20 protein-coding genes and 1 pseudogene are annotated in these 18636 nt (G+C 70.4%); 11 read left to right on the plus strand and 10 right to left on the minus strand.

Features of this window, described 5'->3' with window-relative positions; all coding sequences use genetic code 11:
• Positions 1–6 precede the first annotated feature (6 nt).
• Positions 7–729, plus strand: a complete 723-nt coding sequence (locus tag ACFYZZ_RS26985; RefSeq protein WP_389180851.1) for an FAD binding domain-containing protein — start codon at positions 7–9, stop codon at positions 727–729.
• Here the strand turns inward: ACFYZZ_RS26985 and ACFYZZ_RS26990 are convergent.
• The gene (locus ACFYZZ_RS26990) at positions 723–1301 is read right to left on the minus strand and encodes a TetR/AcrR family transcriptional regulator (protein WP_386579920.1); all 579 of its coding nucleotides are present in this window, start codon (positions 1299–1301) and stop codon (positions 723–725) included. The two genes, ACFYZZ_RS26985 and ACFYZZ_RS26990, sit on opposite strands and share 7 nt — an antisense overlap.
• 88 nt (positions 1302–1389) lie before the next feature.
• Between ACFYZZ_RS26990 and ACFYZZ_RS26995 the strand changes: the two genes are divergently transcribed.
• Both ACFYZZ_RS26995 and ACFYZZ_RS27000 read left to right on the plus strand, forming a co-directional pair.
• Positions 1390–2181, plus strand: coding sequence for an SDR family NAD(P)-dependent oxidoreductase (locus ACFYZZ_RS26995; protein ID WP_389180854.1), 792 nt, complete (start codon positions 1390–1392; stop codon positions 2179–2181).
• Positions 2182–2618: 437 nt separating this feature from the next.
• Positions 2619–3098 (plus strand): GreA/GreB family elongation factor, encoded by a 480-nt coding sequence (locus tag ACFYZZ_RS27000; RefSeq protein WP_389180856.1) that lies wholly within the window; start codon positions 2619–2621, stop codon positions 3096–3098.
• 19 nt (positions 3099–3117) lie between these two features.
• Here the strand turns inward: ACFYZZ_RS27000 and ACFYZZ_RS27005 are convergent, their stop codons facing one another.
• Complete coding sequence (locus ACFYZZ_RS27005; RefSeq protein WP_389180858.1) at positions 3118–4050, minus strand: Dyp-type peroxidase; 933 nt, start codon at positions 4048–4050, stop codon at positions 3118–3120.
• A gap of 70 nt (positions 4051–4120) precedes the next feature.
• The gene (locus ACFYZZ_RS27010) at positions 4121–4753 is read right to left on the minus strand and encodes a DUF1345 domain-containing protein (protein WP_389180861.1); all 633 of its coding nucleotides are present in this window, start codon (positions 4751–4753) and stop codon (positions 4121–4123) included.
• 983 nt (positions 4754–5736) lie between these two features.
• On the opposite strand from ACFYZZ_RS27010, the gene ACFYZZ_RS27015 reads away from it, so the two are divergent.
• Together ACFYZZ_RS27015 and ACFYZZ_RS27020 are read left to right on the plus strand one after the other, a co-directional pair.
• A complete protein-coding gene (locus ACFYZZ_RS27015; protein WP_389180998.1) occupies positions 5737–6471 on the plus strand; it encodes an aquaporin in 735 nt (244 codons plus the stop codon).
• Between the two features lie 157 nt (positions 6472–6628).
• On the plus strand, positions 6629–7576 hold the full coding sequence (locus ACFYZZ_RS27020) for a RimK family alpha-L-glutamate ligase (protein ID WP_389180864.1): 948 nt from the start codon (positions 6629–6631) through the stop codon (positions 7574–7576).
• A 62-nt stretch (positions 7577–7638) separates the two neighbouring features.
• Here ACFYZZ_RS27020 and ACFYZZ_RS27025 read toward each other — a convergent pair whose 3' ends face one another.
• The gene (locus ACFYZZ_RS27025; RefSeq protein ID WP_389180867.1) at positions 7639–9132 is read right to left on the minus strand and encodes a long-chain fatty acid--CoA ligase; all 1494 of its coding nucleotides are present in this window, start codon (positions 9130–9132) and stop codon (positions 7639–7641) included.
• A 148-nt stretch (positions 9133–9280) separates the two neighbouring features.
• Here ACFYZZ_RS27025 and ACFYZZ_RS27030 point away from each other — a divergent pair, with 148 nt between their 5' ends.
• Positions 9281–10465 carry a PucR family transcriptional regulator gene (locus ACFYZZ_RS27030; protein WP_389180870.1) on the plus strand — a complete coding sequence of 395 codons (1185 nt, stop codon included), beginning with the start codon at positions 9281–9283 and terminating at the stop codon, positions 10463–10465.
• Between the two features lie 142 nt (positions 10466–10607).
• Positions 10608–10763 (plus strand): DUF6131 family protein, encoded by a 156-nt coding sequence (locus ACFYZZ_RS27035; protein ID WP_389180873.1) that lies wholly within the window; start codon positions 10608–10610, stop codon positions 10761–10763.
• A 30-nt stretch (positions 10764–10793) separates the two neighbouring features.
• On the opposite strand, the gene ACFYZZ_RS27040 is transcribed toward ACFYZZ_RS27035, so the two are convergent.
• The 3 genes from ACFYZZ_RS27040 to ACFYZZ_RS27050 all read right to left on the minus strand — a co-directional run bounded on the left by ACFYZZ_RS27040 (position 10794) and on the right by ACFYZZ_RS27050 (position 12296).
• Positions 10794–11198, minus strand: a complete 405-nt coding sequence (locus ACFYZZ_RS27040) for an SRPBCC family protein (protein WP_389180876.1) — start codon at positions 11196–11198, stop codon at positions 10794–10796.
• Complete coding sequence (locus ACFYZZ_RS27045; RefSeq protein WP_389180879.1) at positions 11195–11659, minus strand: MarR family winged helix-turn-helix transcriptional regulator; 465 nt, start codon at positions 11657–11659, stop codon at positions 11195–11197. Before ACFYZZ_RS27045 ends, ACFYZZ_RS27040 begins: the two co-directional genes overlap by 4 nt.
• Positions 11660–11906: 247 nt before the next feature.
• Positions 11907–12296, minus strand: coding sequence for a hypothetical protein (locus ACFYZZ_RS27050; protein WP_389180882.1), 390 nt, complete (start codon positions 12294–12296; stop codon positions 11907–11909).
• A gap of 70 nt (positions 12297–12366) precedes the next feature.
• On the opposite strand from ACFYZZ_RS27050, the pseudogene ACFYZZ_RS27055 reads away from it, so the two are divergent.
• A pseudogene (locus ACFYZZ_RS27055) lies at positions 12367–13238 on the plus strand (IS982 family transposase).
• 48 nt (positions 13239–13286) lie between these two features.
• Here the strand turns inward: ACFYZZ_RS27055 and ACFYZZ_RS27060 are convergent.
• The 3 genes from ACFYZZ_RS27060 to ACFYZZ_RS27070 all read right to left on the minus strand — a co-directional run bounded on the left by ACFYZZ_RS27060 (position 13287) and on the right by ACFYZZ_RS27070 (position 16337).
• Positions 13287–13583, minus strand: coding sequence for a DUF1905 domain-containing protein (locus ACFYZZ_RS27060; RefSeq protein ID WP_389180886.1), 297 nt, complete (start codon positions 13581–13583; stop codon positions 13287–13289).
• Between the two features lie 162 nt (positions 13584–13745).
• Complete coding sequence (locus ACFYZZ_RS27065; protein WP_389180889.1) at positions 13746–15380, minus strand: sigma-70 family RNA polymerase sigma factor; 1635 nt, start codon at positions 15378–15380, stop codon at positions 13746–13748.
• Positions 15381–15551: 171 nt separating this feature from the next.
• Positions 15552–16337, minus strand: a complete 786-nt coding sequence (locus ACFYZZ_RS27070) for an SDR family NAD(P)-dependent oxidoreductase (protein WP_389180892.1) — start codon at positions 16335–16337, stop codon at positions 15552–15554.
• Between the two features lie 87 nt (positions 16338–16424).
• Here ACFYZZ_RS27070 and ACFYZZ_RS27075 point away from each other — a divergent pair, with 87 nt between their 5' ends.
• The 3 genes from ACFYZZ_RS27075 (at position 16425) to ACFYZZ_RS27085 (ending at position 18592) form a co-directional block, all read left to right on the plus strand.
• Positions 16425–17276, plus strand: coding sequence for a helix-turn-helix transcriptional regulator (locus tag ACFYZZ_RS27075; protein WP_389180895.1), 852 nt, complete (start codon positions 16425–16427; stop codon positions 17274–17276).
• Positions 17277–17444: 168 nt separating this feature from the next.
• Positions 17445–17993 (plus strand): GNAT family N-acetyltransferase, encoded by a 549-nt coding sequence (locus ACFYZZ_RS27080; RefSeq protein WP_389180898.1) that lies wholly within the window; start codon positions 17445–17447, stop codon positions 17991–17993.
• Between the two features lie 152 nt (positions 17994–18145).
• Positions 18146–18592 carry a MarR family transcriptional regulator gene (locus tag ACFYZZ_RS27085; RefSeq protein WP_389180901.1) on the plus strand — a complete coding sequence of 149 codons (447 nt, stop codon included), beginning with the start codon at positions 18146–18148 and terminating at the stop codon, positions 18590–18592.
• Positions 18593–18636: the final 44 nt, after the last annotated feature.

Raw genomic sequence — 18636 nt, forward strand, 5'->3', positions numbered from 1 at the left:
GCTGCGATGCTGTTGCGACTGCCCAGCTCCGTGTCCGAGGCGCGGGAGTGTCTGGCCGAGGGGGCCGTGCCGATCGGCGGGGCGACGCTGCTGTGGGCCGACTGGCAGCGGGACGGGTTCCCCGAACTGGCCATGTCGCTGCGCAGCCTCCCGGAGGCCAACGTCATCGGGCGCGAGACGCTGGGCGCCGCCGTGGTGCTGAACCGGATCGACGACCGGGTCCCGGACGTCATACGCCTGGCCGCCGCCTCGGTAGGGACCGGCGCCGTACGCCGGACGGCGACGGTCGGCGGCAACCTCGTGGGCAGCACGCTGCGTTGCCTGCTGCCGGCGGCACTCGTCCTGGACGCGCGGGCCTCGGTGCTGGGACCCGAGGGTGTGCAGGAGATCGACCTGTCCGAGGCGACGGCCAAGCGTCCGCTGCTGCTGAGCATCCACTGGCGTGAGCCCGTCGCCACCGCCTACCGCAAACTGCCGGCCGCAGCGGGCGGAGCACCGCCGCTCGTCGTCGCCACGGCGCTGCACGCCGACGCCGGCGGGCGAAAGCTCCTCCGTGTCGCCGTACGCGACGGTTACGACGTGGTCAGCGGCAGCGCCACGGGCGACACCGGCAGCGAGGACGCGATAGGCGCGCTGCGCTGGACGGCGCTGGGTGATCTCCCGTCCGCCGCATGGGACATCATCGGCGAACAGGCGACGCAACTGCTGCGGCCTGCCGCCGGTCACTGAGCGGGCGGACAGCCTCGGGCGAGCAGCAGGAGGGCGTCGACCAGGTCCTCGGCGGGGCTGCCGGTGGCCAGACGCCGCAGTTGCAGCCCCATCACCACCGCGACGGTGGTGGCCGCAAGGCGTTCCGCATCCGGCACACCCAGAGCGGTGAGGATCTGGGTGGCGAGCCGGTCGTAGGCGCGGAACGCCTCCGCCGCCGCCTCACGCAGCCGCTCGTCGCGCCCGGCCTGGATGTACAGCTCGAACGGCGCGAGATGGGCGCTGTCCAGTGCCGTGCCGCACGCGACCTGCCCGGCCAGGGATGCCGCGTCCTCGATGTCGATGCCCTCGGTCTGGCACTGGTCGGCCAGCTCGGTGAAGTACCGGGCCTCCTCGCGTACGAAGTGCAGCAGGCTCTCCCGCAGCAGATCGTGCTGGGTTTCGAAGTGGTAGGTGACCGAGCCGAGTGACACTCCGGCTTCCTTGGCGATCCGCCGGTTGGTGACCGCCGCGACCCCGCCCTCGCCGATGATCTGCAGGACGGCTGTGATGATGCGCTGGCGCGTCGTGGCGGCGGGAGCGTCGTTCGGCATGCCCCGCATTCTTCCATCCGCGTTCGGGTGGACAGTCCCTCGCACCCTCTCTATTGTTCGTTCGAACGAACAGTACGGGAGGGTAATCGTGCACATTGCTGGGGCAACTGTTCTGCTGACCGGGGTCACGGGCGGCATCGGCGGCGCGATCGCCGCGGAGATGTCCGCTCGCGGCGCGGACCTCATACTCACCGGCCGACGGCGCGAGGCGCTTGAGCCCCTCGCCGAACGCTACGGCGCGCGCACGATCCTGGCCGATCTCGGTGACGCCGACGATGTGGTGCGCCTCGCCGAGGAAGCCGCCGGGACCGACATCCTCATCGCCAACGCCGCCCTGCCCTCCAGCGGTGACGTGCTCGACTACACGCCGGAGCAGATCGACCGGGCGCTCGCGGTGAACCTGCGCGCGCCCGCGATGCTCGCGCGGTTGCTGGCTCCCGCCATGGTGACCGCCGGACGCGGGCACATCTGCTTCGTCGGGTCGCTGTCGGGGATGGCGGCCACCAAGTCGTCGTCCATGTACACCGCGACGAAGTTCGGGCTCCGCGGCTTCTCGCTGGCCTTCCGCCAGGATCTGCACGGCACGGGCGTCGGTGTCTCGATCGTCCAGCCGGGCTTCGTACGCGAGCTGGGGATGTTCGCGAACACGGGCTCGCCGACGCCCGGCGGGGTGCGGACCGTCGCGCCGGAGCGGGTCGTCAAGGGCGTGACGCGGGCGATCGAGCGCGATGTCGCCGAACTCAACGTGGCGCCGCTCGAGTTGAAGTTCCTCACCAAGGTCGCCTCGCAGTTCCCGGGCTTCGCGGAGCGCGTGCAGCGGCTGGCCGGGGCCGAGCAGACCGTCGACACGATCGTGGCGTCCCAGAAGTCGAGCCGCTGAGCCTTTGAGGGTGCCGCCCCGTCAGGTCGCGGGCTCGATCGTGACCTTGACGTGTTTCATCAGGGGCTGACCGCTCTGCGCGCTGTAGCGCTGCCGTCGCGGATCCTGGTGAAGCGGCTCGCGCTGCTGGTGTGTCTCGTGCACAAGGCGCGGCTGCGGGCCTGGGACGAAGCACGCCGTTGGCCATGAGCCACTCGACGAGGGTGATGCTGCCGCCGACGTTGATGTTGCCGCCGGGCTGCTGCTTGAGGGTCTGGAGCTGGCCGGTGATGTCGTCGCCCGTGATCAGGCGGCTGCCCTGCCACTGGCCGACCCCTGTGACGTCGTCGCTCTCCTCAGGCCATGCCGAGGGATCATCCGCAGCACCTCGACTAGCATGACCGAAAATTCACGTTTTCAGCCACTTCATCCCTCTCCCCCACGCCCCAGGAGCACGCATGACCAGCGAACCCGAGCCGATCAGTGAGGCCGCCCGTCAGGCGCTCGAAAAGGAACTCGCCGAAGTCCGCGCGGAACGCTCATCGGTCGCGGCGACTCTGCGCGACAGTGACACGACCGGCGACCGCGCCGACGAGGCCGACCAGTTGCGGCGCGCCGATGAACTGGATCGCCTGGACGCCCGCATCTCCGAGATCACCACGCGGCTGCGGCAGGCAGCCGACGCGGGCCGGCCCTCCACCGATGTGGTCGGGGTCGGCAGCACGGTCACCGTGCGATTCGAGGACGGCACAGAGGACACGTTCCAGATCGGCGCGCTGGCGGACGTGGTGGACCCCACGCTGATCACGGCCGACAGTCCCCTGGGGCACGCGCTCCTCGGCCGCCGGGCCGGAGACTCGGTGAGCTACCGCGCGCCGGAGGGCCAGCTGACCGCGGTGGTGGTGTCCCTCGGCGGGGCACCCGACGGACAGGGCTGATCCGGAGTCGGATGCGGGCTCAGCCGGGTACGGCGGGCGGGTCGTCGAGGAAGGTGACGGTCGGTACGTGGAACAGGCACCCGGTCATCGCGGTCGAGTAGTCGAGGATGCGGTCGTGCGCGGCTCGGCCGTCGCCGAGAAACATGTGCCTCAGCATCTGTTCGATGACGTCCGGCGTACGGGCGTACCCGATGAAGTACGTGCCGAACTCGCCCTCGGCGAGGTTGCCGAACGGCATGTTCTCGCGCACGATCTTGCGCTCGTCGCCGTGCTCGTCGGTGATGGTGTTGAGCGCCACGTGGGAGTCGGCGGGCTTGATGTCGTCGGGAAGTTCGACGTTGGCGAGCTTCGTCCGCCCGATGACCTTCTCCTGATCGTCCGAGGACAGGGCGTTCCACGCCGTCATGTCGTGCAGGTACTTCTGCACGATCACATAGCTGCCCCCGGTGAAGTCGGGGTCCTCGTCGCCGACGAACACCTCCTCGGCCGCGACGTGCCCTTCGGCGTTCTCGCTTCCGTCGACGAACCCGAGCAGGTCGCGCTCGTCGAAGTACTTGAAGGCCTGGACCTCGTCCACCACCGTGACCGCGCCGCTCAGCCGCTCCAGGATCAGCCGGCCCAGTTCGAAACACAGGTCCATGCGGCGGGCTCGCACATGGAAGAGGAGGTCCCCCGGGGTGGCCGGGGCGCGGTGGCGGACGCCGCGCAGTTCCACGAACGGGTGCAGTACCCGTGGGCGCGGTCCGGTGAAGAGCCGGTCCCAGGCCTCCGATCCGATGCCGACGACACAGGTGAGCCGGTCGTCGGGTGCGCGGAAGGCGACCGAGCGGCGCAGGCCCGAGACGTCCTGCAGCAGGTCGCGGACCGCCTCCTCGCGGCCCGGCACGATCGTTACGACGAGGAAGACGGTGGCTCTGGCCGGTTCGACGATCACTGCCTGCGACTCGGGCACGAACCGGCCTCCTCCTGAGATGGTCCCTCGTCCCATCCTGCTGCGTCCGGTGCGAAACCGCGCGAGGACGTCAGCCGGTGACGAGTCCCGCGACGAGGTTGATGGCGGTGGCGAGAATGCTGGTGCCGAAGACGTACGACAGGAGCGTGTGCCGCAGCACGATCACACGGATGGCCGTACTCGAGACGGAGGTGTCGGACACCTGGTAGGTCATGCCGAGGTTATAGCTGAAGTAGAAGAAGTCTCGGTACGCGGGCCGCTGGTCGGAGTTGAAGTCGATCCCGCCCTCGGCGGTGTAGTAGACGTAGGCGTAGCGGGTGGCGTACATCAGGTGCAGCGCGGCCCAGGCCATGAACACCCCGAGCAGCGCGAGCGCGGCGCCGACATGGCCGGTGTCGGAGGAGCCGAGCAGGAGCAGCAGCACGATCGCGACCAGTCCGCACGAAGCGACCGCCACGACCGCGAGTTCCTCGCCGAGGGGCCGGATGTCCTCACGTCGGGCGTTGCGGTGGGTGGCCGCGGCATCCATGGGCCACAGCACCGCCCAGCCCGCCACCACGAAGGCCAGCTCCGTCGCGGCGATCGCGGCCAGCGCACCCAGCAGCGCCCTGGCCGACAGCCCGACGACCGCGCCGGCCACGGCTCCGAGCGCCACCGAACCGGCCAGCCGGGGCAACGCGTCCAGCGGCAACCAGCTGCTCATGCGCCACCAGGGTAGTTCCGTCCCCGTCGGCCGGCCCGCCGGAGCGCGCCGCCTCGGGCAGGCGCGAGCGGTCCGGGCCGCATGGTTTGCGCCGACTCTCCCTTCCCGTGCGCGGGCACAGCCGGCGGAGCTCGGTCGCCGACGCGGGTCGTGCCCCCCCACGCGGCGCGCAGACCCAGCACGAGGTGGACGGAGCGCTCCCGTTCGCCGTGCGGGCCGCCCTGGCCATGGGCTTGGTCGCAGTGCCGATCGTGGCGGCGGGTCGGCCCGATCTCGCGGTCTACGCCATGCGGGGGTCCTTCACCACCACGTTCGGCCGTAATCTGCCCTACGCCCTGCGCGCCCGGGTCCTCGCGGTGGTGGCCGTGGCCGTGGCCGTGACGGCGTGCGGGGGCTGTGGGTCGGCGCTCGCGGGGTGGGCCCTTCCCCGGGGCGTCGCCGACTGGTGCCGCCGTGGTGGCGGTGGCGGTCGCGACGGCACTTACGTCTGCGATGCCACCCGGCTCGGCGTGCTCGGCACGGTGCTTCTCCCGTTCTCGTTCGCGATGACGGCCGGAGCCGCGCTCGCGTGGCTGTTGGCGGTCGCCGGCCGTTTCGTCCATCCCGAGCGGCCGCAGCGCCTGGCCGTGGCCATGGCCCTGCGCCGACTCGCCGAGGCGCTGGAGGCGTCCGCGTCGGGGGACGTTCAGCGGCAGACCCGGCACGGGGCCACCGTTGCCGTCCTGCACCCGTACCAGTCCCTCGACTCTCCGCCGCCGGCTCGAACTCGGAGCGCCGGGTCCGACCCCGACGAGGTGTCCCTGCGCCTGACCGACCCACTCGACCGGCTGCGCCACCACCGCCAGGGCGCTGCGCCGGCCGTGTCGTCGAGCACCGTGCAACCGACGAGAAATGCCGGGCAAGATGGGATTTTCCTCCACTGTCCGCGAGCTCGGGTGCACGCTCAGACTGCCTCCCATGACCCATCGAGCGCCGTGCACCGCATGACCCGTTCCCTAGTGCCCCGCGTCGCCGCCGAGGCCGTCGGGACCGGGCTGCTCGTGGTCGTGGCCGTCGGTTCCGGGATCCAGGCCACCCGGCTGTCGCAGGACGCCGGTGTGCGGTTGCTGGCCTGTTCGCTGGCCGCCGTCTTCGGGCTGGGCGTGCTCATCACGCTGCTGGGGCCGGTGTCCGGCGGGCATCTCAACCCCGCCGTCACGCTGTCCGCCTGGTACGCCGGCCGCCGCCGGAGCACCGGACCGACCCTGCGGGAGGTCGCCGCGTACATACCGGCACAGGTGGCCGGGGCGATCGGCGGCGCGATCCTGGCCGACGCCATGTTCGCGAAGCCACTGGTGAGGCTCTCGACCCACGAGCGGTCCGCCGGACACCTGTGGTTGGGCGAGGTCGTCGCCACCGCCGGGCTGATCCTGCTCGTCCTCGGCCTGCAACGCAGCGGCCGTGCCCGGCTGGTACCGGCCGCGGTGGCTGCCTACATCGGGTCCGCGTACTGGTTCACCTCCTCGACCGCCTTCGCCAATCCGGCGATGACCATCGGCCGTGTCGTCACCGACACGGCCGCCGGGATCGCCCCCGCCTCCGTGGTCCCGTTCGTCGCGGCCCAACTGCTCGGGGCCGGGCTCGGTATGGGCGCAGCGACGGCGCTGTTCGGCCGATCCGGGCACGCGGGAGACGACGCCGTCGCCCCGGCCGGACGCACAGAGCCCGCCTCGCGGTGATGCGCCTGCTCGGCCGACGAGGAGCAGGGTGCCTGACATGGCGTCAGAGATGCGCTCCGCCTGCCGCGTTCTACGGTCCGTGACACCACGATCACGCAACTGCGAGACTGGCCACTCGACGGCCCGGGGGCGCAGGTGGCGAAGGTGAGGAGTCGGAGTGGTCGTACAGCACCGTGCTCTGCCGGCGGTTCCGGCACCCGCCGATGTGTGGCTGCTGGTGCGGCAGCGACCGGCTGTGCTGCGCCGGTCCACTCACGAACTGGCGGCAGCGCTGGCCGATGCCCACGGCCCTCGCTTCGCGGTCTGGCACACCGACGAGCTGCTCTTCGGCGTCCAGGGCGGGCGGTTGGTGCTGCGTACCCTGGGCGGCGCGGACCTGCCCGCTCCTGAGGTGGTGTGCGTACGACAGGTCGCCGGCCCCATGCACAGCGACCGCGAGGTGACCTTGCTACGGCACCTGGAGCGCATGGGCAGCACCCTCGTCAACACGGTCGCCGCCCAGCTCAAGTGCCGTAACAAGGTGTGGCAGTTGCAGGAGCTGGCCCTGGCCGGGCTGCCGGTGCCCGACACCGTCTCCTACGCCACCGCTCCGCTCGAAGGCGTCGTGCGCAGTCCCCGGCTGAGGACGCCGTGCGTGGTGAAGTCCGTCAACGGCGCCAAGGGCGGGCAGGTCTTCCTCGCCCCCGACCCGCACCTGCTTCGCGAGGTGGCCGGCAGTCTCACCCAGGAGGCGCCGTTTCTCTTCCAGGAGCATGTGGCCCACTCGCACGGCCGTTCGCTGCGCGTGGTCGTGGTCGACGGTGAACCGGTGGGTGCCGTCCTGCACACCTCCCACAACGGCACCCTCGCCTCCAACATGGCCAAGGGCGGCTCCGCCACGCTGTGCGCCGGCCGCTATCCGCAGGCGGAAAAGCTGGCGGTGCGCGCGGTCCGCGCCCTGGGCCTGGACATCGCCGGGGTGGATCTGCTGTTCACCGCCGAGGACGCCTACACCATCTGCGAGGTGAACGCCGTACCGGGCTGGCGCCCGGAGATGACCGCGGTCACCCCCGCCATCGCGGCCTGCATCGCCGATCGCCTGTCCACCCGCGGCTGCGCAGGCTGATTCCCAAGCTGGGTACCCAGCTTGGGAATCAGCCCCTGAACCGGTCGGCTCACACGGCGCGCTCAGTGCACCGGAGCCGAGATCTCCCGCTTCAGGATCTTGCCGCTCGGGCCCATGGGCAGTGCGTCCACCAGCCACACCTGGCGGGGATACTTGTAGGCCGCCACCCGATCCCGCACGTACTCCTGGAGTTCCCCGGGGCTCGCCTCGGCTCCCGGGCGCAGGACGACCGCTGCCGCGATCTCCTCGCCGAGCCGTTCGTCGGGCACGCCAAGGACGGCCGCGAGGGCGACGGCGGGGTGCTCGTGGAGGACCTCCTCGATCTCGCGCGGGTAGACGTTGTAGCCGCCGCGGATGATGAGGTCCTTCTTGCGGTCGACGATGTACAGGTAGCCGTCCTCGTCCTGCCGGGCCAGGTCGCCGGTGCGAAGCCAGCCGTCGGGTATGGCGGCGGCGGTCTCCTCGGGGCGGTTCCAGTAACCCTTCATCAGGTTCGGTCCGCGCACCGCGAGTTCGCCGACCTCGCCCGGGTTCACGTCCCGGCCGTCGTCGTCCACCAGCCGCACCTCGACGTCCTGGATGGGGGTCCCGATGGATCCGGCCTTGCGCGGGCGGTCGGGGTGGTTGAAAGAGACGACGGGGCTGGTCTCGGACATACCGAAGCCTTCCAGCACCATGCAGCCGAAGCGCCGCTCGAAGCCGTGCAGGATCTCCACCGGCAGGGACGCGCCGCCCGAGATGCACAGGCGCAGGGTGGACACGTCGGCCTCGTCGGCGCCCGGGTGCTGGAGCAGCGCCGCGTACATGGTGGGCACGCCCTCGAAGATGGTCGCGCCGTGACGGGCGATGGCGTCGAGCACGGTCTGCGGATCGAACCGGGGGACGAGGACGAGCGCGGCGCCGCTGTGCACGGCGACGTTCATCGTGCAGGTCTGCCCGAAGATGTGGAACAGCGGCAGACAGCCCACGACCACGTCGTCGGGGGTCATCTGCTGCACGTTGACGACGTTGACCTCGGTGTTGTGGCGAAGTCCCGCGTGGGTGAGTGCCGCGCCCTTGGGGCGCCCGGTGGTGCCGGAGGTGTAGAGCAGCACGGCGATGTCGTCGCCGGCGACGGTGGCGATCTCGTACTGCGGCTCCAGCCGTGCCAACTCGGCCGCGAAGGCGGCTGGTTCGACCGACATGTGGCGCACGGAGGCCGCGGCCGCGCCCTGGGCGCCCTCACCGGGTGCCTGGTGCCACTCGAAGAGCAGCACGGCGCCGGAGTCGCGCAGGTGGTACTCGGTCTCCCGGGCCTTGAGCAGCGGGTTCATCGGTACGACGATGCCGCCGGCGCGCAGGATGCCGTAGTAGAGGGCGACGAACTCGGGCACGTTCGGCAGCATCAGCGCGACCCGGTCGCCGGGGCGCAGTCCCTCGGTGCGCAGCAGGGCGGCGGCCTGGGCGCTCAGCCGGTCCAGCTCGGCGTAGGTGGTGGTCGCCGTCCCCAGCCGCAGGGCGGCACTCTCGGGATGCCGGCCCGCCGTCTCCGCCAGGAATTCCGCCAGATTGGCCATGATGCCTCCTCGCACGCATGCTCGCCGGGTCCCCGCCGGCGCTCACGGCATCGTGGCGTCCGTGTCCGGAAGCGTCCATGGCCAGACGGACAGCTCACGCGGCCTGGGATTGTTCCGGGGAACAAAGAGCAAGCCGTACGCTGCAGGAATGAGTCTCTCGGAGGTGAGTGCCGCCCTACTGGGACGGCTGCCGGAACTGGGTGAGCGGATGGCGCGGCGCATCTGCGCCGAGGTGGAGTCCTACGCCGACGAGTCGCTGATCCCCTTCGCCTCTCTGCGGGAGTCCTGCACGGCCAACGCCGACCAGTTGCTGGGGCGTTTCGCGCTCGCAGCGGAACCCGATGTGCGGCCCGCGGAGCAGACCGGTCGGCTCCGCGCCGAGCAGGGAGTGCCGCTCGCGGACACGCTGCACGCCTATCGGATCGGGTTCGAGTTTCTCTGGTCGCAGATGGTCGACGAGGCGCAGCGGCATCCGGACGTCACGGACGCCCAGCTGGTGGCGGGTTCGTCGGAGATCTGGGCGCAGTTCGGCTGTTATGCGGAGGCTGTCGCGGCGGCCTACCGGGAGGCCAGTGCCGAGTTGGCGCTCCGGCGCGAGGCGCGCCGATCGGCGCTGGTCGAGGCGCTGCTCACGGGCGCGCTCGCGGACCGGACGACCCTGTGGGAGACGGCACGGCAACTCGGTCTGCCCGAGCGGGGGCCCTACGCGGTCGTGGCCGCCTCCGTGCCGGATCCGGGCGGAGAGCCCCTGCCCGGTATCGAGGCGGCCCTGCGCCAGACCGGTGTGCAGTCGGCGTGGCGGCTGCTGCCGGGCGAGCAGATCGGGCTGCTGTCGCTGGCTCATCCCGACGCCGAGACGGTGAGCCGTAGGGCGCTGCGACACCGTCCGGCGCGGGTGGGGGTCAGCCCCCGGTTCGACTCGCTGCGCGACACACCGCAGGCGCTGCGCTTCGCGCGGCTGGCGCTGGCCGGGCTGCCGGGCGACGGGCCGGGCGTGGCCCGCTTCGACGACAGTCCGCTCGCCATGCTGGTCGCCGCCGCGCCTGCCGAGGCGGCGCGCCTGGTCGAGGTCGTCCTGGGGCCGGTCCTGGAACTGCCCGCGCCCGAGCGGACACGGCTCCTGGAGACGCTCGGGCACTGGTTCACGGCGGGAGGCGTCGCCGCCGAGACGGCGAACCGGCTCTTCATCCACCCGAACACGGTGCGCTATCGACTCCGGCGGATAGAGGAGCTGACGGGCCGTTCGCTCTCCGACCCCGCCGCCCTCGCCGACCTCGGCACCGCCCTGCATACGCTGCGACTCGTTCCGCGGTCGGACAGCAGCCGCCACTGAAAGTGCCGGGTCAGCGCGTTCGGTTACGACGCCGATTCGGCAATTCAGCAGCTCGAAGATTTCTGGGCCACACATGGGTTTATCCGGAATTTCGGGGCACTCGCAGACGTGGAAAACCTTCCGACACCGGCAGGAGGCACTCATGCTCATCCTCGGAATCATCCTGCTCATCGTCGGCTTCCTCACCGGCATCTCGATCCTGTGGACCATCGGCATCATTCTCGTGGTGGTCGGCGCGGTTCTGTGGATCATGGGCTCGATGGGCCATGCACTCGCGGGTCGACGACATTATTGGTGAACGCCGACGCTTCCCACCGATCGAACGTGGTCACTCCTGGTTTTCCAGGAGTGACTTGAGGGTGGAGAGTTCCGTGTCGACCAGGGCGATCTGCTCGTCGAAGAACTCGTCACTGAAGCCCGGCGGCCGATAGAAGGTGATCATGAATTCGGTTCCGTCGCCGTTGGGGACGACGCGGGCGGGGACCCGCCAGGACGCGGTGTCGTCCAGGTAGTCGTGGTCCAGGATGCCGAGTTCGGCATCGGCGCGCAGGCGGAGCCGGGCCGGACCCACCGGGGTCGACATGGCCCACCAGTCGGGGTCCTCGGTGGGCTCGATCGACTTGATGTTGACGACGGCCCACTTCGACCAGTTCGCCGGGTCGGCCAGGAAGGCGAAGACCTCGGCGACGGGCCGGTCGATGTTCACGGTCTTGGTGCGGGAACGGGCGATCATGATGACTCCTCAGCGGTGTCGTGCGGTAGCGCGGGGTGGGGTTCCCCGATGAGGCGGCGGATCCAGCTCTCCAACTGGTCGCGCTGCGGGACCTCGAGCGAGCCGAAGAAGTAGGCGTCGTTCTGGTCGGCGAGGCCGGCCAGAACGGGGACCAGCGCCCGGCCCTCGTCGGTGAGGACGAGCAGCACGGTGCGCCGGGAGTCCGGATCGGGCTCGCGGCGGATCAGGTCCTTGGCCACCAGGCGGTCCACGAGCCGCGAGACGGCTCCGGGATCGATGGCCATGTGCTGTGCCACCGCCTTGGTGGTGGTGTGACCGTGGAACACGCTCGCCATCACCCCCCACTGGGAGACGGTGACGCCGTGCCGGCCGATCTCGGCTTCGAAGCGGGCGTGGACCTCGTCCGAGAGCCGTCGCAGCCAGTAGCCGAGGTGGTCGTGCAGTCCGTGTGTCGTAGTCACACACTCATCGTGATTGCCTAGACAACTGTTGCCAAGGCAATCATCGGGGGTGCGACGCGCCTGTCAGGCAAGGCTGTGTGCCGGCTCGCCCGCCGGGAAGGCGGTATCCGGCATCCGACCGCGGCATCCGGCGCTAGATGATCAATTCCAAGGGATGCCTGGGTGTGGGGTGGGCGGCGGCCGAAGCCACCGCGAGACGGTCAGGCGGCGGGCTGCCGGCCCTGGTTTTCGAGGTGGCAGCGGGCGATCAGGCGCCAGGGTCGACTTCGGGGTGCGTGAACCGCACGGGCTTGCCCAGCGACCGGGCGTAGGCGATTTCGGCTCGGGTGCTGTCTCCGATGTAGTCGCCGACTACGAGCACCTCATCAGCGAGCCGGATCTTCGCTCGGTGCAGATCGTCGAGTCGAACCTTCAGCGCCTCGGCCTCGACAGGATCGGACCAGAGTTCGTGCGGCGACTTCATGTCACAGCCCGGTTTGACGACAATCCTTCCGGCTTTGGTCTCCCGCAGATCGGCCTCGGTCATCTCGGTCATGAAACGGGTGGAGCCGCAGATCACGACGATACGCGGGAGGCTCAGCTGCTTCTTCGCGTCGGCGAGTTGCTCCTCGGGGGTGAGCGGTTGCGGGTATGACACTGGTTCCTCCTGGTGGTGTGGTCCAAGGGGTGCCTGCGGAGACGAGAACGAGGGTGTCCAAGATCGTCTTATGGCGAACGACGTGGACACCCTCGCGACAGCACTCCATGCGACGACCGACGACATGCTGACGGAGCATCCCGACCTGGCGCCGTGGCGCCCGCCGGTCGGCATCACGCCCCGCCTGAGCGATGCCGAACTGGTCACTCTCGCCACGATGCAGGCCATACTCGGCTTCACCTCCGAGGCCAAATGGCTCCGCCATGCCCGTGCGCACCTGCGCCACCTCTTCCCCTACCTGCCCCAGCAGCCCGGCTACAACAAGCGGCTGCGCAAGGCCGCCGGTCTGGTGCGAAGCGTCAACCGGATCCTGACCACCACCTCGGCGTGGAGCGACGATGTATGGGTCGTGGACTCCACCCCGGTGGAATGCGGCCGCTCCCGCGAGACCGTCAAACGCTCCGACCTGGCAGGCTGGGCCGAATACGGCTACTGCGCCAGCCACAGGCGCTTCTTCTGGGGCCTGCGCCTGCACCTGGTCTGCACCCTTCAGAGCCTGCCCATCGCCAGCGCCCTGACCGGAGCCAAGGCCAACGACGGGAGACCCTCCTCGACCTCCTGGCCGCCGAATGCGAGCTTCTGCGAGAGCGCCACGAACAGACGCTCATCGGCGACAAGAACTACTTCGGCCGTGGCTTCGAACGCGAACTGTCCGAGCATGGAGTCCAGTTGCTGCGGCCTGCCCGTAAAGGTGAACGGCAACGGCCTGGCGCAGCCCTGTTCAAGCCGCTGCGACAGGTCATCGAATCGATCAACGAGACCTTCAAGGGACAGCTTGACCTCGAACGGCACCGAGGGCGCACACCCGGAGGGGTCATAGCCCGCGTCATGCAACGCATCCTCGCGCTGACCGCCGCGATCTGGCACAACGACGCCACCTGACAAACCGTCCTACGCTCACTGATCGCCTACGATCACTGACCCCTTGGACTAGATCATCTGGAGGCGCACCGACATCTCCACCGTCACGTCGTCACCCTCGGTAAGCCCCTGCGGCTTGCGCACGGCGTTCTTGAGCGGAAGCAGGTAGGAGCCGTCCTTCGGGAAGAGCGACGTCGTGAAGGTGACCTCGCCGATCCGGGCCTCGACCGGAATCACGCCCCAGCCGTACGTGGCCATCGCGGCCACCTCGCGGATGTCGGCGGACTCCTCGTCCGGCACGGCGACGAAGTAGTAGGGCGACGGCCCACGCCATTCGATCACGCGCCCGGCGAAGGTGAGGTCCATCAGATCGGTCCCGTTGCTAGGAGTGGGCAGGTCGCGCTCAGCGTACCTGCGCCTCCTGGCCTCAAGGTTGCATGGATTCGCCTCAGTTGGACCGTGGGGAGGGGCACGTGCCGGTGCGGCAGCGACACTCTGCTCGGACGCCCCTCCCCCCTTCGCCCGGTGTCAGAGCTTGGCGCCGAAGTCCTGTGTCCACCAAGGGCCACCGGAACCCTTGTGGACGCCCACGCCGATCTCCTTGAACGAGCAGTTGAGGATGTTGGCGCGGTGGCCGGGGCTGTTCATCCAGGAGTCCATCACGGACTGCGGGGTCTGCTGGCCCTTCGCGATGTTCTCCCCGTACGTGGACCAGCGGTAGCCCGCGGCGGTGATGCGCTGACCGGGGTCGGCGCCGTCCGGGTTGGTGTGGTCGAAGAAGTTGCGGGCGGCCATGTCGTCGGAGTGGGCCTGCGCGGCCTTCTCCAGTTGCGCGTTCTCGGTGAGCGGTCCGCAGCCGGCGGCCGCGCGCTCCTTGTTCACCAGCGCGACCACCTGCGCCACATCGCCCGCCGGGGCGGGCTGCGCCTGCGGGGTGCTGGGCGTGCTCTGCGGCGGTCGGGTGGACTGCCGGGGAGTCGGCGTGGGCTTCTTCGCCGGGTGGGGCTTCTTGGAACTGCTCGCCTTCTTCGAGGTCGACGGGGACGGCGACGGGGAGGCCGAGGCCGAGGTCTCGACGACGCGGGGTGCGGAGAGGTCCACCACGGGATCGCCGGCGGCGCGCGCGGCGGTCGCCCCTTCGTTCCCCGACCCGGAGTCCGTCCCGAAGTACCAGAGGCCGCCGCCCACGACGCAGGCCGCCACGACGGCGCCGCCGACGGCCCGGCGCCGGATGCGCCGACGCCGCCGGACCTCGCCCCGGGAAGCCGACCGGCCGCGCGCAGCGCGGCGACCGTCCGCCGGGCCCGCTGCGGCGTGGTCCGTGGAGGCGTCCAGCCGGGACGCCGAGCCGGCCAGTCCCATCTCGCTCGCGGCGGGGCCGCCCATCTTCGCCAGCAGTGCGGTCGACACCGAGACCAGCCCCAGGCCGGCCAGCAGCCCCTCGGCGGGCATCAATCCGCTCCACAGACCGGAGCAGTGCACGCAGCCGCGGGCGTGCCGGGCTATTCGCTTGCGCCACAGTGCGGAGGGCCGGCCGTCCCAGGAGGCCAGCACGCCCTGCAGCTCCGCGCACGGCGGTTGCGCGTCCAGCGCCCGGACCACCACGCGGGCCGCCTCCAGCTGCGCCTTCATCCGCTGTACGCGGACCGCGGTGTGCTGGGGCGACAGCTCCAGGGCCGCCGCGACCTCGCCGCGGGTCAGCTCACCTGCGCACTCCAGCCACCACAGCGACAGCAGTCCCCGGTCGTCCGGCTCCAGCCAGCGGGTGGCGCGCGCGGTCTCCAGGCGCTGGCCGGAGAGCTGCAGCTGAACCATCGTCAGATCCACGAAGTCCGCGCCCGGATCCGCGAGTTCCTCGGCCTCCTCGACGGCTCCCGAAGCGAACTGCCGGTCCTGCCAGTGCGCCCGGACCTGGTTCATCGCGATGGCCACGAGCCAGGAGCGGAAGCTCTCGGGAGTACGCAGACCACCCAGCGAGTCGAGGGCACGGAGCATGGTCTCCTGCACCACGTCGTCGACGTCGACCGAGCCGTTCAAAGCACGCCCCACGATGTTGTAGACCAACGGGAGGTACGCGCTGACCAGAGCGTCCTGGGCCGCCGCGTCACCCGCCCGGGCAGCGGTCACCAGTGCCGCCGACGCCATCGTGTGCTCTGTACTCATCAATCGCTTCCCTGTCCTCGAATGCCGAACGGTGCTGTCCGATACCTGGGAGACCGCCCGGTGAGCCCCCGATAACAGTTCTTCGGAGATTCGTTCGACGAGAGGTTGGCCGCATCGGCCCGTCGGCCGCAATGGGGGAGATCACACCCGGCGCGGACCCGGCGGTTCCGCTCAGGCTCGCGCCCCGCCGTCGACGCGGAGGACCGTACCGGTCACGAAGGAGGAGCGGTCGCTGAGGAGCCAGGCGGCGGCCTGGGCGATCTCGTCGGGGTCGGCGGCGCGGCGCAGCGGGGTCTGTGCCCTGATCCGGTCGAGGACTCCGGGCGATTCGGCCTCCCAGGTGCGGATCATCTCGGTCAGTGTGCCGCCGGGGGCGATCGCGTTGACTCGGATGCCCTCCGGGCCGTACGTGACGGCGGCCGACTCGGTAAGGCTGTTGACGGCCCTCTTCATCGCGCCGTAGACGGGCAGTTCGGGGTTGCCGCGCAGGCTGCCGATGGACGAGTTGTTGACGATGGCTCCTGTTCCTGCGGTGGCCCGGATGGCGGCGACCTCGGCGACCATGGCCACCCAGACACTTTTGAGGTTCACGGTGCAGACGTGGTCGAAGTCGGCCTCCGGGAGCTGGTCCATGGGGCCGGGCCGCTGGATGGTCGCGCCGTTGTTGAAGGCGATGTCGAGGCGGCCGTACCGGTCCACGACGCGGTCCACGGCCGCGCGCACACCGGCCGCGTCGGCCAGATCGCAGAGCACGTAGTCCGCGCTGCCGCCCGCCGCCCGGATCTCCTCGGTCACCGCCTTGAGCTGTGTCTCCGTCCGGGCCGCGAGCATCACCTCGGCGCCCTCCCGGGCGAACAGGCGGGCCGCGGCGGCGCCGATGCCGCGCCCGGCACCGGTGATGAAGGCGACCTTGCCGGCCAGCAGACCGATGGGAGTGGTGGTGGATGTGTTGTTCATGGCAGCGAGCCTGCGTCGGCCCTGGGAGCCGATCCAGGCACCGGCTGTACCTGGATCGGCTCCCCGGACCCCGCGCACACTGAGGACGTGGACAGACCAGAACTGGCGGCCTTCCTGCGCAGCAGGCGCGAGCGGATCACCTCTGCCGAGGTGGGGCTGCCCACCGGGCCGCGCCGCCGCACCCCGGGGCTGCGCCGTGAGGAGGTGACGCAGCTGGCGTTCATCTCGACCGAGTACTACACACGGCTGGAGCAGGCGCGCGGCCCGCGCCCCTCGCGCGAGGTGCTGGCCGGGCTGGCCCGGGCGCTGCGTCTGTCGGACCCGGAACGCGTCCACCTCCACCACCTCGCCGGCGCGCCGCCGGGCCCGCCGCCCGGGCCCCCGCGCAAGGTGCGCCAGAGCATCCTCGACCTGCTGCACCGGCTGCCGCAGGCCGCCGCGATCGTGACGTCGGCGACCTTCGAGGTGCTCGCCTGGAACGACCTGGCGGCCGCCCTCATGGAGGACTTCTCCGCCCTGCCGCGGCGCGAGCGCAACCTCGTCCGCCGGGCCTTCCTCGGACCGAGCCCCCACGGGCGGCGGTTGTACGGGGTGTCCGACGCGGACGCGTTCGCCCGCGCCTCGGCGCAGCGCCTGCGCGCAGCCGCGGCTCGCTATCCCGACGACCCCGAGCTGACCGGCCTGATCGAAGAACTGCTTGCCGGCAGCGTGGAGTTCGCCCGGCTGTGGGCCTCCCATGACGTGTCCGCCGAGCCCACGCTGTGCAAGACGTTCCAGCACCCGGTGGTCGGCCCGGTGACCGTCAACTGCGACGTCCTCCACATCACCGACCGGGACCAGCAGGTCGTCATCTACACCGCCGCCCCCGGCTCCCCGTCCGAGGAGGCGCTGCGGCTGCTGTCGGTCATCGGCACCCAGCGCATGGACGCCTTCCGCTGAACGGCGTCAGGCCGTGGCGTCAGAGGCTTCGGCACGGTCCGACAGAGCCCTCAGCAGCCGGTCGTGCCGTGCGGGCGGTACACGGCGCCTTCGCTGCCACCACCCTGCACAACCTGCATGTGGCCGTCTTTCGGATCACTCTCACGGGCGTGCGATAGGTTGCCCGCCATGACTGGACTCGGACCCGTCGCCTGGCCACCTGCACCGATACGGACGGAACGGCTCGTACTCCGGGAGTCCGAGGCCCGAGACCGTGCGGCGTTCATCGAGCTGTTCGCCTCGCCCGAGGTGGGCACCTACATCGGTGGCCCTCAACCGCGTGATGAGCTCGAACGCGCGGTGCCTGAGGTGCCCGGGCGGCGCCCTGGCCTTTTCGTGATCGATCTCGACGGAACGATGATCGGCATGATCACGCTCGATCGGCGCGAGGCAGAACGCCCGGGTCACGTCCGTCCGGATGGCGGGGAGGCCGAACTCGGTTACATGTTCCTGCCGGAGGCGTGGGGACGCGGGTACGCCGCCGAGGCGTGCGCGGCGGCACTCGCCTGGTTCGCCGACGCGCGTCCCGGCGAGCCGGTGGTGCTCTGCACCCAGAACGCCAACGACCGCGCGATGCGCCTCGCGGCGAAGCTGGGGTTCACCGAGGTGGAGCGGTTCGAGGAGTACGGCGCCGAGCAGTGGTTCGGCGTGTGGTCGTCGGTCACGCCGTCAGGTTGAGCCAGGCCGCTTCTTTCGGAACCACCGCCCGCCCCGCTTCGGTTGTGGGTGCCCACAAGGAGATAGTAGCCATGTACATAGTAGTCATGTACTGTATTCCGCGTGAGTTCAGCAGTACGGCTCTTCACCGAGAAGGACGAGAAGGAGCAGTCATGACCACCACCGCCCCCACCGTCAACGGCCGGGTCATAGCCCTGGCGCACTATGCCGCACGTGCCCTCCTGGAGGGCGTGCTGGTCCGCCACGGCGCCACATTCCACCAGAGTGTGACGCTCCGGGCCGTCGTGGTCGCGGGCGAGTCCGTCGGCCGCGACGAGCTCGTCGCCGACGTCACCGGCTCGCTGAAGACCGGCGAGTCGGTCGTGCGCGGCGTGATCGAGGAGATGACGGCCGCGAAGCTGCTGGAAGCGGACCCGGCGGAGACCTCCCGGGTGCGGCTCACGGACAACGGACGGGACCTGTACGAAAGCACCACCGCCGAGACCGCCGAGATCTCCGCCCGGCTGTACGCCGGCATTCCGGACGAGGACCTGGCGATGGCGGGCCGCGTGTTGAGCCTGATCACGAAGCGGGCGAACGCCGAGTTGGCCGGCGCCTGAGGCGAGGATTCCTCAGCCGGACAGTCCTCGAACAAACTTGGCGA

Origin of the sequence: Streptomyces sp. NPDC001816 (genome assembly GCF_042892235.1) — a bacterium.
GTDB lineage: Bacteria > Actinomycetota > Actinomycetes > Streptomycetales > Streptomycetaceae > Streptomyces.